This window comes from Streptomyces sp. NPDC051105 (assembly GCF_040682795.1).
In the GTDB taxonomy this organism is placed as follows: domain Bacteria; phylum Actinomycetota; class Actinomycetes; order Streptomycetales; family Streptomycetaceae; genus Streptomyces.
The window spans coordinates 183,417-197,954 of the sequence record NZ_JBFBBR010000013.1; the positions used below are offsets into that span (position 1 = coordinate 183,417).

The following is a 14,538-nucleotide window of genomic DNA, read 5'->3' on the forward strand; positions in this document are numbered from 1 at the left end:
GACAAGGCGGTGGCGCGACGGACGGTTGTCCATCGCGCCACCAAAAGGGGTGAACGGTCGTAACTTTCCCGTGCGGGTCGCGTTCGGTCGCGCTAAGAGATCGGTCGACAGCGAAACGTCACATCAGGATGCCCCCGGGAGCAGCTGAAACGTCACGCCGACGCCAGTTCCCGCCGGGCCGCCCGCCGCCGGGCCGCGGCCTCGGGGTCGAGGGCGGGTACGGCGGCCAACAGTTGCCGGGTGTACGGGTCCTGGGGATTGTCGTAGACCTCGTCGGCGGGTCCGGTCTCGACGATCCGGCCGCGGCGCATCACCGCGACCCGGTCGCTGACCTGGCGGACGACGGCGAGGTCATGGGCGACGAAGACGAGCGCCAGGCCGAGTTCGCGCTGGAGCTCGCCGAGCAGGGCGACGACCTGGGCCTGGGTGGTGACGTCCAGCGCGGAGACCGGCTCGTCGCAGACGATGACCCGCGGATCGGCCGCGAGCGCCCGCGCGATGCCCACGCGCTGGCGCTGACCACCGCTGAACTCGTGCGGGTAGCGCTCGTAGTGCGCCCCTTCGAGCCCCACGCGCTCCAGCAGTTCGATCACGCGCCCCCGGATGCGCTCCTGAGACCGCTCGCCCCGCGCGCGGAGCGGATCGGCTATCGACTCGCCCACGCTGCGCCGCGGGTTGAGGGAGGACACCGGGTCCTGGAACACCATCTGGACGGCCGGCCGCACGCCCACGCGCGCGTGCCCCTCGTAGCGGACCTCCCCCGCTGTCGGCTCCAGCAGCCCGACCAGCATCCGGCCGAGCGTCGTCTTGCCGCTGCCGCTCTCGCCGACGATACCGAGGGTCTCGCCCCGGTGGACGGTCAGCGACACATCGTCCACGGCCGTGAACGCCCCCTTGCCGCGCCCGAATTCGCGCCGCAGTCCGGACGCCTCCAGCACGGCCTCCTCGGTCGCCTGTGAGGGCGCGCGCACCGCGTCCACGCGCGGGGCGGCGGAAAGCAGTTCGCGCGTGTACGGCCGCGCGGGCGCCCCGAGCACGGCGGCGACCGGGCCCTGCTCGACCACACGCCCGTGCCGCATGACGAGCACCCGGTCGACGCTCTCGGCGGCGACGCCCACGTCGTGCGTGACGAGCAGCAGGCCCATGCCGGTCTCCTCGCGCAGGGTGTGCAGCAGGTCGAGGATCTGGGCCTGGACGGTCACGTCGAGGGCGGTGGTGGGCTCGTCGGCGATCAGCAGCTCGGGTTCGCAGGCGAGCGCCATGGCGATCAGCGCGCGCTGGCGCATACCGCCGCTGAACTCGTGCGGACGGGACCGGGACCGGCGCGCCGCCTCCGGGATGCCCACCCGGTCCAGCACCTCCACGGCACGCGCGCGTGCGGCCCGTCGCGACACGCGCGTGTGCACGCGGTACACCTCGGCGATCTGGTCGCCGATCGCGTAGTACGGGTCGAGGGAGGACAGCGGGTCCTGGAAGACCATCGCCGCCTTCGCGCCGCGCAGCCGTCGCAGATCCTCGTCGGAAGCCGCCTGTACGTCGGTGCCGGCGACCTCGATCGTGCCGCCGACCCGGGCGCCCGTGCCGCGGTGCAGCCCGAGCAGGGCCGAGGCGACGGTGGACTTGCCGGAGCCGGACTCGCCGACCAGTGCCAGGGCGGCGCCCGCTTCCAGGCTGAAGGAGAGTCCGTCCACGGCCCGCAGGCCGCCGAACTCGACGGTCAGATCAGTGGCTCGGACGAGACTCACGTCAGTACCACCCGTCGGTCGGCCACCGCGTACAGGACGTCCGCGACGGCGTTGGCGATGACCACGAAGAAGCCGACGACCAGGACCATTCCGACGACGACGGGCAGGTCGACCACGTTGACGGCGTGGACGAGCTCCTGGCCGATACCGGGCAGTCCGAACAGCGTCTCGGTGAGCACGGCGCCGCCGACGGCCGAGCCGACGTTGTTGGCGTTCAGTGCGATGACCGGCGCGAGCGCCCCGCGCAGGGCGTGCCGTCCGACGATCGCCCGCTCCCCGACGCCGTACGCGCGGAAGGTACGGATGTGGTCCTCGGCGAGCGTCTCCAGCATCGACGACCGGGTCAGCCGGGCGAACGAGGCGGCCTCGATGAGGGCCAGGGACAGCCACGGCAGCAGCAGGTTCCACGCCCACTGTTCAGGGTCGTCGGTGAAGTTGACGTACTGCGGGAAAGGCAGCAGCTGCAGTTCGCCGCAGACGACGATCATCAGCACCAGGCCGATGACGAAGACCGGGGTGGCCCAGCCCGCCAGCGTGAGGGCGGTCAGGACGCGTTCGGTGAACCGGCCGCGCCGCCAGGCGGAGAGCACGCCGCTGCCGACGCCCAGGACGAGCCAGAGCACCATCGCGCCGAGGACGAGCGAGAGGCTGACCGGGAGCTTGGTGAGGATGATGCTCAGCACCTGCTGGTCGGTCTGGTAGGAGAGCCCGAGGCAGGGCGCCGAGCAGTGCTCCACAGAGGTGCCGGTCGAGTAGTCCTGGCCGACGAGCAGGCCCTCCAGGAAGTGCCAGTAGCGCACGTACAGGGGGTCGTCGAGGCGCAGTTGCTGGGCCACCTGGTGCACCTGCTCCGGGGAGCAGCGCGGGCCGCAGGTGATCTGGGCGACGTTGCCGGGGGTGGCGTAGAAGACGACGTAGACGATCACCGAGATGGCCAGCAGGGTCACGACGATGCCAATGGCGCGGCGGACCAGGAACCCACCGAAGCCGCTCATACGGACCCCTCCTCGGCGGACGCGGCGGATCCAGTCGATCCGGTCGATCCGCCGGGTCCAGCGGGTCCGGTGGATCCACCGGACGTGTCGGAGCCGGCGCCCCCGCCGGACCCCTCGAACCCGCCGGACACGCTCGACCCGCTGGACCCGGCGGCTCTGGCCTCCCGCTTGCGCCCCGTGCCGACGCTCAGCCGGGACGCGGCGCGCGGGTCGAGGGCGATGCGGACGCCGTCGCCGAGCACGGTCAGCGCGAGGACGGTCACGAAGAGCGCGCCGGCCGGGAGCAGCAGGTACTGCGGGGCCGCCTGGTACCAGACGTCGGCGGCGGTGAGCATCTGCCCCCAGGACGGCGTCGGCGGCTTCACGCCGATACCGAGGAACGACAGGGCCGCCTCGGTGCTGATGTTGACCGGGATCAAGATGGACGCGTACGTGATGACCGGCGCGGCCAGCCCGGGCAGGAGTTCGCGGCTAGCGATGCGCCAGGTGCCCCAGCCGCTGAGCCGCGCGGCGGCGACGTAGTCGAGCCCCTTCAGGGTGAGCGTCTGGGCGCGCACGATCTTCGCGGTGTTGCCCCAGGCGATGAGCCCGATGACGAGCGTGACCAGGACGGGCCGCGGGAAGCTCTGCGGGACGATCGCGAGCAGTGCCAGCGACATGACCATCAGGGGCATCGCGACAAAGATGTCGGTGAACCGGCTCAACAGTTGATCAACCCATCCTGTGCCGAGCGCGGCCGCCACCCCGATGACGAGCCCCAGGAGGACCTGGATCACGGTCGCCGCCAGCGCCACGCCCAGGGAGACCCGGGCGCCGTACACCAGGCGGGCGAAGAGGTCCCGCCCGGTCTGCGGCTCCACGCCCAGCCAGTGGTCGGCGCCGATGCCCCCGAAGGAGCCGATCGGCACGCCGCCGCGCGCGGAGTCGATGAGGGACGGGTGGTAGGTCGTCGGGTCCTGGCCCTCGACCGCGGTGAGCAGGGGCGCGGCGAGCGCGACCAGGACGAGCAGCGCGACGACGGCCGCCGCGACGAGGGCGGCGCGCTGGGTGCGCAGCCGCCGCCAGAACTGACGGGCCCCCGAGGCCCCCGAGGCGATCGCCTCGGGGGCCTGGGTGGCGACAAGTGCCTCGCTCACGGCGCTACTTCACCGCGGTCTGGGAGATGTCCAGGACGCCGGTCCAGTCGCTGATCACGACGTTCTTGATGTCCTTGCCGACCAGTCGCTTGTAGACGGGGTGGAACAGCGGCACGGTCAGCGCCTGCCCGCCGATCTTCTTGTCCAGTGCACCCCACCGCTTGGCGGCCGCGTTGAGGTCGGTCAACTTGTTGATCGCGTCAATCTCGGCATTGACCGAAGCATCGTTGAGCAGGCCCGTGTTGAAGTTCGCTCCATCCTTGACGATCTGCCGGCCGTCGAAGATCGGGGCGAGGAAGGGACCGCCGGACGGCCAGTCGGCACCCCAGTGGGCGAGGAAGAAGCCCGGCTCCGTCTTGACGCTGTGGATCTTGTCCTTGTAGTCGTTCTCCTCCAGGCCTTCCAGCTTGACCGTGATGCCGGCCTTCTTGAGCGCGTCCTGGACGGCGGTCGCGATCTCCGGGCTGGTCTCGAAGTCCTTGCTGTTGGAGTGGGTCAGCGTCACGGTGAGCCCGTTCGGGTAACCGGCCTGCTTCAGCAGTTCCTTGGCCTTGGCCGCGTTGCCGGTCTCGCCCGCCGGGAACAGGTCGTACGGCGTGTAGCCGAAGGACTTCTGGTTCGGCAGGAAGGTGGTCGCGGCCTCGGCGAGCGCGCTGCCGCCGGCCGCGTTGATCACGGACGACCGGTCGATGGCGTACGAGATCGCCTGCCGCACCTTGGCGTTGTCGAACGGCTTGACCGTCGGGTTGAACGCGATGTAGTCCGTGTAGCCGAAGTGGCCGGTACCGACCCGCGCGGCCAGGTCCTTGTCGCCGGTCACCTTGGCGAGTTCGGCCGGGCCGAGGTTGGTGTCCGTGGTCACGGCGGTGGCGTCCGCGCCCTGGGACGCCGACAGCCGCTGGTTGATCACGGAGGAGTCGAGCCCGGAACGCACGTCGACGGTGTCCGGGTAGGCCTTGCGCTGGTCGTCGACGGCCGACGACCAGTACGTGTTGCGCTCCAGCACCAGGTGCTCACCGTCGTTCTCGTTCTTCACGACCTTGTAGGGACCGGACGAGATCGGGTGCTCCTCGTACTTCGTGCCCGTGTCCTTGGCCTTCGGGACGGGCGTGAACTGGGTCTGGGTGGCCAGGTACGGGAACTCGCCCTCGGGCTTGTTCAGGTGGAAGACGATCGTGCTGCTGTCCGGCGTCTCGATCGCCGAGAGCCCCTTCTTGTCCTTGTACGGCCCCTGGTAGTCGGCCGCGTCCACCAGCCAGTCCCGCAGGTAGGGCGCGCCACCGGAGAGTTCGGGGGCGAAGGAGCGCTCGATGCCGTACTTGATGTCGGCGGAGGTGATCGCGGTCCCGTCCTCGTACTTGAGGCCCTTCTTCAAGGTGTACGTCCACACGGTCGCGTTCTCGCTGGGCCGCCCGGTGTCGGTGGCCAGGTCGGGGACGACCTTGGCGCCGGCGGCGCCGTTCGCGCGGTTGCGGGTGGTGAGCGTACGGAACACCAGGGAGGGCACGTTGCCGCCGCCGGAGGTGTAGAGGCGGGCCGGGTCGAAGTCCGACTGGGGGTCGGAGTTCAGGACGGTGAGCGTGCCGCCCTTGTGCGGCGTGGAGTCGCCACTGGAGCCCTTGGCATCGTTGTCCTTCGGCCCGCAGGCGACGGCCCCCGCTGCCACGACCAGGCTGACGGATGCCACGGCCATGCGGCGCGCTATGGCGGACGGTTGACGCATCGGAATGACGACCTCTCGGAAGGCGGATCTCGACTGGCGAGACAGATTGACGAGGAGTGAGACGAAAGTGAACAGACGTCTGCCCGGGCGCCAGGTCGTCGAAAGAGCCGTGACCGAGTCACGGCGACAGAGAGAGATCGCGACGCGAACGCCCAAGGGCGAGGGTCAGCGACAGTGGATGTCGGCCACGCAGAGCGCGGTCACGCCGATGAGCGCCAGCTCGATGGCGGCGCGCGTGGAGGCATGACGGGGCGACATGCCCAGAAATATGTATGAACTTTCTGCCCATGTCAATGTGACGTATGCGCCACCTGTCAACTCTTCGGGAACGGCCAGGGGTTGGGCAGACAGTGGATGCCGTCGTGGTCGAGGAACTTGGTCTGCTGCTGCATGACCGGCGCCAACTCGCCGTCCTTGTCGCAGGTCACATGGCCGTAGCCGAGCCGGTGGCCGACCTCGTGATTGATCAGCATCTGCCGGTAGGCGTGGATCTCGTCCCCGTACGTCTTGCTGCCCTGCGCCCATCTGTACGCGTTGATCATCACGCGTTCGGTGGCGGCCGAGTCGCACGACACGTTGTCCTCGGTCGTGTCGAGGCCGGACTTGGCACACCACTCGGCGGTGGTTCCCGGGCTGGCGAGAGTGATCACGAAGTCGGGCTTGCCGGAGTAGACGCGCTCGAAGGTACGGGCGTTGTTGTGGGCCCAGCTGCGGTCGTCGTTGAGCGTCTTCTGCACGGCCGTGGCGAACAGTTCGCCGTCCAGTCCGAGCCCCTGCTCCACGTCGACGCGGTAGGTGTACTTCTGCCCCTTGCCGGGCGCCTTGGCGACCCCGGGCACGGCGTCGAACTTCCCGGACCCGGCCAGCTTGGCGCCGAGCGGGTACTTCTTGCCCATCGCCTGCTCGTACGAGAGCGTCGCCACGCGCGGCGAGGCGGAGACGGACGGTGTCGTACGGCCGTTGCCGCGCGAGGCGGAACCGTCGGTGGCCCGTGCGTCGCCGGCCGCCGACCGGGACCGTACGCCGTTGTCGCCGCTGTCGGCGACCTGCCCGGCGACGATCACCGCGAGCACGGTGGTGACGGCGGCGGCCGCGACGCCGGCGAAGGCCCGCCCCTTGCCGCCCTTGGGCTGCGCGGGTTCGCCGGTGGGCGGTGCATCGTGAGCGCCGTCGCCGCCGTACGGCTCGGCGGCGAGCGAGGAGGTACGCGGGCCGGAGTCGAGCAGGGAGGTACTCGGGCCGGAGGAGGGCGGATACGTTTCCGCACGCTGGGCACCGATGCCCGGGCGAGACGTGAAGACGTCGGCGTCCTCGCCGAAGGCGTCGACGTAGTCCTGCCGGGGCCCACCGGGCCCGCCCCGCCGCTGCCGGGGTATCGACGGTCCGGCCGCCCCCGAGGCGGCGGCACCGGCCTGCCCGCCCACCTCACCCCAGCCACCGCCCGCCTCCCGCTGCTGGGGGTGACCGCCACGGGCCCGGGGGACGCCCTGGGCGGGCGTCCCGTCCGGGAAACGGGGAACACCGTGGGCCGGCGTGCCATCGGGGTACCTGCGCACACCGTGCGCAGGCGTACCGTCCGAAAACCGAGGCACGTCCTGCGCGGGCGCACCGCCGGAAAGCCGAGGCCTCCCACGCACGGGCGTGCCGTCCGGCAGGCGCGAGATCCCTTGGGCCGGCATACCCTCCGGCAGGCGCGGGGCCCGTCCGGTAGGGGTGCCCTGGGTCGGGCGCGGCACTGCCGGGCCGGTGTCCCCGCGCTCGCCCTCTCCCGGCTCGCCGTTCCGGTCCGGACCTATGTCGGTTATGTCCCCGGCGTCACCTTTGGGTGCCCGGCCGCGGCGGCTGTGGCGTCCCACCCGCCCCTCAGCTCCCCGCGCCCGGCGTGACCGTACCGGCGCCCAACTTATCGGCGTCCGCGAGGAGTTCACGGAACGCCCCGGCCACCGCCGCCGGGTACTCCATCATCGCCACATGCCCGGCGTCCGGCATGGACAACAGCCGGGAGTGACGGAAGGTGCGTGCGGCCCGCTGTGCCATGCGGTAGCCGACGAGCAGGTCACGGCCGCCGTAGATCAGCAGGGTCGGGGCGAGGACACGCTCGGCCTGGCGCCAGAGCCCGTGCTGCCCGCCCAGGGTGTACGCGTTGACGATCCCGCGCGCCGAGCGCGCCATCGCGTCCCAGAAGTACGGCAGCCGCAGCCGCCGTTCCAGCTCCTCCACCGCGTACTCGAACGCCTCGGGCGTGACCCGGCCCGGATCGCCGTAGCAGAGGGCCAGCACGCCCCGTACTCGCTGTTCGGCGGTCCACTTGCCGGTCGTGCGGGTGAGCAGTCCGGCGACGCCGGGCAGGCTGAGCAGCACCGTCGGCATGGCCGTGCGCTGCACGCGCAGTTCGGGCAGGGCCGGCGAGACGAGCGTGAGCGTGCGGACGAGGTCGGGGCGGACGGCGGCGACGCGGGTGCTGACCGCGCCGCCGAGCGAGTTGCCGAAGAGGTGGACCGGACCGCGGCCGACCGCGTCGAGGTAGCGGATGATCGCGCGCGCGTGTCCGGTGACCGAGTAGTCGCCGTCGTCCGGTGGTGGGGAGTCGCCGAAGCCCGGCAGGTCGACCGCCTCGCCGTCCACGACGCCTTCGAGCCGCTGCATCAAGTCCGACCAGTTCTGCGAGGAGCCGCCGAGTCCGTGCACGTACAGCGCGGGCGGCAGGCCCGCGCGCGCGGGCGGCCTGGACCGGACCGTGAGGGTGACGCCGGGCAGCCCGACCGACCGCAGCCGCTCGCCCTCCGCGACTCTGACGGCCGCCGCCTTCGGGAGCACGCTGGTGGGCGGCACTGATGGCAGCTCGGTCGAAGACATGCGCCAATGTTACGAGACGATCACACAGTGATTCGTGTGTTCGCCATCACAGAACTAGCCGGGGGCGCCGCCGCGCCGCACCAAGGAAGGGGAGCCGCCGCGCCGCACCACGGAAGGTGCGCCGACTAGCCGGCGGCGAGGCCACGGGCACGGCCGACGGCGACGGGACGGCCGTCGGCGATATCCGGGGCGGACGGCCGTCGATGGCATAGCGTCCGCATCCGGTGTCTCCTACGCTCATAAAGAGGGCACCCGTTTATTGCCCCCTGCTTCTGCCAGGGACATTCGATGGAAGGGAGCCCACCATGGCCTATGACCCCACCGACCCCGACGCGCTCGACGATCTGGAGCCGGAGGCGGAGGACGCCCCGGAGATCGGCGTCGAGGCCCCGGAGGGCGACGCAGCCGAGCAGCACAAGGACGTCGCACCGTCCCATGACGACCCGCTCACCGGTGTGGACGAGGGCCGCGCGAACGAGGCCGATCTCATCGAACAGGCACGCGTGGTCTCCCACGACGAGGACGACTACCGCTGACCGCGGAGGCTCCGGCGGGTCCGCCTGGCCTGTCCGCATTTCCCGGTGCGGCTTTCGCCGTCGTCCGGTACGTGAAATTCTGCGCTCGCACCGCGCACAGCACGGTTACCGAAAAGTACGATGGCCGGGCGGCGTAATCCGCATGTGGACGATTTTGGGAGGCGGCGTGACAGCCATCGAGCAGACAGAGGCGGCGCGCCCGCGGGGCACGCGCCTGCCGCGCCGTGCCCGTCGGAACCAGTTGCTGGGCGCCGCCCAGGAAGTTTTCGTCGCGCAGGGGTACCACGCGGCCGCGATGGACGACATCGCCGAACGCGCCGGTGTCAGCAAGCCGGTGCTCTACCAGCACTTCCCGGGCAAGCTCGACCTCTACCTGGCCCTGCTGGACCAGCACTGCGACGCCCTGATCCAGGCCGTGCGCGGGGCGCTCGCGTCGACGACCGACAACAAGCAGCGGGTCCGGGCGACCATGGACGCGTACTTCGCGTACGTCGAGGACGACGGCGGCGCCTTCCGCCTGGTCTTCGAGTCCGACCTGACGAACGAACCCGCGGTGCGCGAGCGCGTCGACAAGGTCACCAACGAGTGCGCCGAGGCGATCTGCGATGTGATCGCCGAGGACACCGGCCTCTCGCGCGCCGAGTCGATGCTGCTGGCCTCCGGTCTCGGCGGCCTCGCCCAGGTGGTGGCACGCTCCTGGCTGCACAGCGACCGCAGCGTCCCGCGCGACCAGGCGGTGCAGCTGCTGGCCTCGCTGGCCTGGCGGGGCATCGCCGGCTTCCCGCTGCACGGCACCGACCACCACTGAGGCGTCGAGGGCCGGTCGTCGCGGCATTCCCGTTCGCTGTTCGCTCCTGGCGTGCACGCCCGCAGCGTGTACGTCCCCTCACCGGGCTAATGTGTGCTGCGTACGGCGCGGAAGGACGCGCACTTCACTGACCGTCGGAGGGACATAGCCGTGGAGGTCAAGATCGGCGTGCAGCACGCGCCCCGCGAGATCGTGCTGGAGAGCGGTCTGAACGCCGAGGAGGTCGAGCGCCTCGTCGCCGACGCGCTCGCCGGTAAGTCGCAGGTGCTGTCCCTGGAGGACGAGCGCGGCCGCAAGGTGCTGGTCCCGACGGACCGCCTGGCGTACATCGAGCTCGGCGAGCCGACGGTGCGCAAGGTGGGCTTCAGCGCGGTCTAGCCACAGCAGCACGGGAGGGGCCCGGCGGACGTGTGTCCGCCGGGCCCCTCCGTCGTGTCCGCTCTCCACATCTCCGTCGTGTCCGCTCTCCACGTCTCCGTGGTGTCCGCTCTCCACGTCTCCGTGGTGTCCGCTCTCCACATCCGGTGCACAAGTCACCCACAGAGGAGGATTGCATTCCGCAGGTCACGGGTATGACGGCCTACGACCGCGAAGCACCGGCCGGCCGTGGGAGGGACCACTCAATGATGCTGCTGGAAGTCCTTGGATCCGCACTGCTCGGCCTGGCCCTGTCGTGGGCCGCGGCCAGCCGCCTTTCCCACCGTCTTCCGGCTCGCCCGCTGGTGTTCTCCACAGGTGTCGCAGGAGCCCTCTTCGGCGACTTCGTCACCCACAGCGCCCTCGGCCCGGGCACGGCCCTGGTAAGCCTTCTGGGTGCCGCGATCGTCTCGGCGGCGTCCCTCTCGCTGCTGCTCCGCCCGGCCGGCCGCCATCTGCGCCGACGATCGATCCCGGCGTAGCGTCAAGCGCCGAGGACGTTCAGACGCCGAGGACCTTCAAGCGCCCCGAGCCGAAGCGCCCCCGAAGGGGCGCGGGGAACTGCGCGACCAGCCACCACGCAGCCGCAGCCGCAGCCGCAGCCACGCAGCTTCCCCCTTGGTTCCCCTTACCGAGCGCACAGAGCGCTAGGCGGCCAGGCCCAGCGCAGCCATCCGCTTCGTGTGCGCCTCGGTGATCCGCGAGAACATCCGCCCCACCTCGGCGAGATCGAACCCGTCGGCCACCCCGCCCACCAGCATGGTCGACAGCGCGTCCCGGTCGGCCACTACCCGCTGGGACTGCGACAGCGCCTCCCCCATCAGCCGCCGCGCCCACAGCGCCAGCCGGCCCCCCACCCGAGGGTCGGCGTCGATGGCCGCCCGCACCCGCTCCACGGCGAATCCGGCGTGCCCCGTGTCGTCGAGCACGGCCAGCACCAGTTCGCGGGTGTCCGAGTCCAGCCGGGCCGCGACCTCCCGGTAGAAGTCACTGGCGATCGAGTCGCCGACGTACGCCTTGACCAGGCCTTCCAGCCAGTCCGACGGCGCCGTCTGCCGGTGGAAGCCGTCGAGGGCCGCGACGAACGGCTCCATCGCCAGCGTCGCGTCCTCGCCGATCTCCGTCAGCCGGTTCCGCAACCGCTCGAAGTGCTGGAACTCGGCCGACGCCATCTTCGCCAGCTCGGCCTTGTCCACCAGCGAGGGCGCCAGCTTGGCATCCTCCGCGAGGCGCTCGAACGCCGCGAGCTCGCCGTACGCGAGCGCGCCGAGCAGGTCCACGACCGCGGCACGGTACTGCGGGTCGGCGGCCGCCCGCGCCCAGTCCTGGGCGGCGACACCGGTCGGTTCGGCGGAGGCGGTCTCAGGCTTGTCAGAGCTCGTCATGAAGCGCACAATAGCCCGCTCGGCGCCTCCGGGAAGCCCCGGGGGAAGCCCCCCGGGAAGATCCGGGAAGCCCTGGGGGAAGCCCCCCGGGAAGATCCGGGGAACCCTCGGGGAAGACCCGAGAAGTCCCGGAGAAGTCACCGGGAAGCCCCAGGTCAACCACTGTGGCTACCACGACGTGACCAAATCGGCCATCGCATGTGCACGATTCCGGGGTATGGTGGTAATGCGCCTGCTGGTACGCCGTCGTATTCGTTCGGACGTACCTCGACAGGCCGCACGTATGAGGATGCCCGGTCGGTGGCCCGATCGGCTCCGACCCGACAGCCCTCCCGGCGCGTACGGCACATCGCGTACGACGATCGGAGGGACACCTCAGCGGTACGAGCGCTAGAGCGTTGGTAGAGGTCCCGTGTCATACGGCGTGCCGAACCCGGCCCGCCCGTAAGGCAGCCGACGTCCCCCGGCACGGTCCGTCAAAGACCCCCACGCTCGCCTCGGACCGCGACACACAGAAGAGGCAGCACCCTGACTACGACGTTTCGAGACCTCGGGATCCTCCCCGAGACCGCCGAGGCCCTGGAGGCCGTCGGCATCATCTCTCCCTTCCCCATCCAGGAGATGACACTCCCGGTCGCCATGTCCGGCAGCGATGTCATCGGCCAGGCCAAGACCGGCACCGGCAAGACCCTCGGTTTCGGTCTGCCGCTCCTGGAGCGCGTGACCGTCCCCGCCGACGTGGAGGCCGGCCGCGCCGCCCCCGAGGCCCTCACCGAAGCCCCGCAGGCGCTCGTCGTCGTCCCCACGCGCGAGCTCTGCACCCAGGTCACCAACGACCTGCTGACGGCCGGCAAGGTCCGCAACGTGCGCGTGCTGGCCATCTACGGCGGCCGGGCCTACGAGCCGCAGGTCGAGGCCCTGAAGAAGGGCGTCGACGTGGTCGTCGGCACCCCGGGCCGGCTCCTGGACCTCGCGGGCCAGAAGAAGCTGAACCTGAAGCACATCAAGTCGCTCGTCCTGGACGAGGCCGACGAGATGCTCGACCTGGGCTTCCTGCCCGACGTCGAGAAGATCATCAACATGCTCCCGGCCAGGCGCCAGACCATGCTGTTCTCGGCGACCATGCCGGGCGCGGTCATCGGCCTCGCGCGCCGGTACATGAGCCAGCCCACCCACATCCGCGCCACCGCGCCGGACGACACGGGCGCGACCGTCGCGAACATCGCGCAGTTCGTCTACCGCGCGCACTCCATGGACAAGCCGGAGATGATCGCCCGCATCCTCCAGTCCGAGGGCCGCGGACTGGCGATGATCTTCTGCCGTACCAAGCGCACCGCCGCCGACATCGCCGAGCAGCTGCAGCGCCGCGGTTTCGCCTCCGGCGCCGTCCACGGCGACCTGGGCCAGGGTGCCCGCGAGCAGGCGCTGCGCGCCTTCCGCAACGGCAAGGTGGATGTCCTCGTCTGCACCGACGTCGCCGCTCGCGGTATCGACGTCGAAGGCGTCACCCACGTCATCAACTACCAGTCCCCCGAGGACGAGAAGACGTATCTGCACCGGGTCGGCCGTACGGGCCGGGCGGGTGCGTCGGGTACGGCGATCACGTTCGTCGACTGGGACGACATCCCGCGCTGGCAGCTCATCAACAAGGCGCTGGAACTCGGCTTCCCCGAGCCGGTGGAGACGTACTCGACCTCCCCGCACTTCTTCGAGGACCTGAAGATCCCGGCCGGCACCAAGGGCGTCCTGCCGCGTTCGGAGCGCACCCGCGCCGGTCTCGAGGCGGAGGAGCTGGAGGACCTGGGCGAGACCGGCGGTCGCGGTGGCCGTGGTCGCGGTGGCCGAGGCGACCGGGGTGACCGCGGTGACCGGGTCGAGGCCCGCGCCGAGGAGCGCGAGCGTCCGTCCCGCACCCCGCGGCGCCGCCGTCGCACCCGCGCCGGTACGGCGCTGGATGCGGCATCCGGTACGACGTCCTCGGCGCCGGCCGCCGAGTCCGCGTCCCCCGTCGCCGAGTCCGTCACGGCGTCGGAGCCCGCGGGGTCCCGCACCCCGCGCCGTCGGCGCCGTACGCGCGGCGGAGCGTCGCCGGAGCCGGTGACGGCCGCCGCACTGGAGACCGTGACGCCGGAGACCGTGACGCCGGAGACCGTGTCGCCGGAGGCGGTCGTCGAGACCGTCGAGGCCGTGGCGGAGCCGGTCGCCGCGGAGAAGCCGCGCCGCCGTCGGACCCGCAAGTCCGCGGAGGCCGCGGTGACACCGGCCGAGGTCACGCAGGCTCCGCAGGAGACCGTCGAGACCGTCCAGGCCCCGGTGACGCCGGTCCGCCGCCGGACCCGCAAGGCCGCCGAGCCGGCCGAAGCGGTCGTGGCGACGCCGGAGCCCGAGGTCGCCGTCGAGACCAAGCCGCGCCGCACCCGCAAGGCCGCGGCGAGCGCCGAGACGGCCGTGGACACCGCGGAGTCCGTCGAAGCGGAGGCCAAGCCGCGCCGCCGCACCCGCAAGGCCGCCGAGGCCGCGGTGGACACGGTGGACACGGTCGAGGCGACGGAGTCGAAGCCCCGCCGGACCCGTAAGACCGCGGCCGCCGCTCCGGCGACGACCGAGGCCGAGACGGAGACGGAGGCGGCCAAGCCGCGTCGTACCCGCAAGACGGCAGCCGCCGCCGAAACGGCCGTCGACACGGCCGAGACCACCGAGGCCAAGCCGCGCCGGACCCGGAAGACGGCCGCCGCCACCGAGACGGCCGCCGCCCCGGAGACCGCCGAGGTCACGGAGACCAAGCCGCGCCGCACCCGCAAGACCGCGGCCGCCGCCGAAACGGCGGTGGACACGGCCGAGGCCACCGAGGCCAAGCCGCGCCGGACCCGGAAGACGGCCGCCGCCACCGAGACGGCCGCCGCCCCGGAGACCGCCGAGGTCACGGAGACCAAGCCG

At 71.4% G+C, this 14,538-nt stretch carries 13 protein-coding genes; 5 read left to right on the forward strand and 8 right to left on the reverse strand.

Annotated elements, in window-relative coordinates:
- Positions 1-152: 152 nt before the first annotated feature.
- The 7 genes from AB0N16_RS29465 to AB0N16_RS29495 form a co-directional block, all read right to left on the reverse strand.
- Positions 153-1,745 carry an ABC transporter ATP-binding protein gene (locus AB0N16_RS29465; protein ID WP_365801845.1) on the reverse strand — a complete coding sequence of 531 codons (1,593 nt, stop codon included), beginning with the start codon at positions 1,743-1,745 and terminating at the stop codon, positions 153-155.
- Positions 1,742-2,740, reverse strand: a complete 999-nt coding sequence (locus AB0N16_RS29470) for an ABC transporter permease (protein ID WP_365801847.1) — start codon at positions 2,738-2,740, stop codon at positions 1,742-1,744. The genes AB0N16_RS29465 and AB0N16_RS29470 overlap by 4 nt, the downstream gene beginning before the upstream one ends.
- Positions 2,737-3,876: an ABC transporter permease gene (locus AB0N16_RS29475; protein ID WP_365801849.1), complete on the reverse strand. Its 1,140-nt coding sequence runs from the start codon at positions 3,874-3,876 to the stop codon at positions 2,737-2,739. Before AB0N16_RS29475 ends, AB0N16_RS29470 begins: the two co-directional genes overlap by 4 nt.
- 4 nt (positions 3,877-3,880) lie before the next feature.
- A complete protein-coding gene (locus AB0N16_RS29480) occupies positions 3,881-5,599 on the reverse strand; it encodes an ABC transporter substrate-binding protein (protein WP_365801851.1) in 1,719 nt (572 codons plus the stop codon).
- Positions 5,600-5,764: 165 nt separating this feature from the next.
- Positions 5,765-5,857 carry an Ms4533A family Cys-rich leader peptide gene (locus AB0N16_RS29485; RefSeq protein ID WP_365801853.1) on the reverse strand — a complete coding sequence of 31 codons (93 nt, stop codon included), beginning with the start codon at positions 5,855-5,857 and terminating at the stop codon, positions 5,765-5,767.
- A gap of 56 nt (positions 5,858-5,913) precedes the next feature.
- Entirely contained in the window at positions 5,914-7,455 is a 1,542-nt protein-coding gene (locus AB0N16_RS29490) for a DUF3152 domain-containing protein (protein WP_365801855.1), read from the reverse strand.
- Between the two features lie 7 nt (positions 7,456-7,462).
- Positions 7,463-8,455: an alpha/beta hydrolase gene (locus AB0N16_RS29495; protein ID WP_365801856.1), complete on the reverse strand. Its 993-nt coding sequence runs from the start codon at positions 8,453-8,455 to the stop codon at positions 7,463-7,465.
- 305 nt (positions 8,456-8,760) lie between these two features.
- Between AB0N16_RS29495 and AB0N16_RS29500 the strand changes: the two genes are divergently transcribed.
- From AB0N16_RS29500 to AB0N16_RS29515, 4 genes are all read left to right on the forward strand, one after another.
- Positions 8,761-8,991, forward strand: a complete 231-nt coding sequence (locus tag AB0N16_RS29500; RefSeq protein WP_365801858.1) for a hypothetical protein — start codon at positions 8,761-8,763, stop codon at positions 8,989-8,991.
- Positions 8,992-9,157: 166 nt separating this feature from the next.
- A complete protein-coding gene (locus AB0N16_RS29505; RefSeq protein ID WP_362569462.1) occupies positions 9,158-9,799 on the forward strand; it encodes a TetR/AcrR family transcriptional regulator in 642 nt (213 codons plus the stop codon).
- 150 nt (positions 9,800-9,949) lie between these two features.
- Positions 9,950-10,177, forward strand: a complete 228-nt coding sequence (locus AB0N16_RS29510) for a DUF3107 domain-containing protein (protein WP_046730492.1) — start codon at positions 9,950-9,952, stop codon at positions 10,175-10,177.
- A gap of 248 nt (positions 10,178-10,425) precedes the next feature.
- On the forward strand, positions 10,426-10,698 hold the full coding sequence (locus AB0N16_RS29515) for a hypothetical protein (RefSeq protein ID WP_365802004.1): 273 nt from the start codon (positions 10,426-10,428) through the stop codon (positions 10,696-10,698).
- Between the two features lie 165 nt (positions 10,699-10,863).
- Here AB0N16_RS29515 and AB0N16_RS29520 read toward each other — a convergent pair whose 3' ends face one another.
- Complete coding sequence (locus tag AB0N16_RS29520) at positions 10,864-11,610, reverse strand: ferritin-like fold-containing protein (protein ID WP_365801860.1); 747 nt, start codon at positions 11,608-11,610, stop codon at positions 10,864-10,866.
- Between the two features lie 612 nt (positions 11,611-12,222).
- Between AB0N16_RS29520 and AB0N16_RS29525 the strand changes: the two genes are divergently transcribed.
- Positions 12,223-14,538, forward strand: a 2,316-nt coding sequence (locus AB0N16_RS29525; RefSeq protein ID WP_365801862.1) for a DEAD/DEAH box helicase, incomplete at its 3' end; no start/stop codon positions are given.

Excerpts from the sequence above, each read along its gene's own strand:
- AB0N16_RS29500 (WP_365801858.1), top strand. The coding sequence starts at position 8,761 with ATGGCCTATGACCCCACCGACCCCGACGCGCTCGACGATCTGGAGCCG.
- AB0N16_RS29470 (WP_365801847.1), bottom strand. The coding sequence starts at position 2,740 with ATGAGCGGCTTCGGTGGGTTCCTGGTCCGCCGCGCCATTGGCATCGTC.
- AB0N16_RS29495 (WP_365801856.1), bottom strand. The coding sequence starts at position 8,455 with ATGTCTTCGACCGAGCTGCCATCAGTGCCGCCCACCAGCGTGCTCCCG.
- AB0N16_RS29485 (WP_365801853.1), bottom strand. The coding sequence starts at position 5,857 with ATGTCGCCCCGTCATGCCTCCACGCGCGCCGCCATCGAGCTGGCGCTC.
- AB0N16_RS29480 (WP_365801851.1), bottom strand. The coding sequence starts at position 5,599 with ATGCGTCAACCGTCCGCCATAGCGCGCCGCATGGCCGTGGCATCCGTC.
- AB0N16_RS29515 (WP_365802004.1), top strand. The coding sequence starts at position 10,426 with ATGCTGCTGGAAGTCCTTGGATCCGCACTGCTCGGCCTGGCCCTGTCG.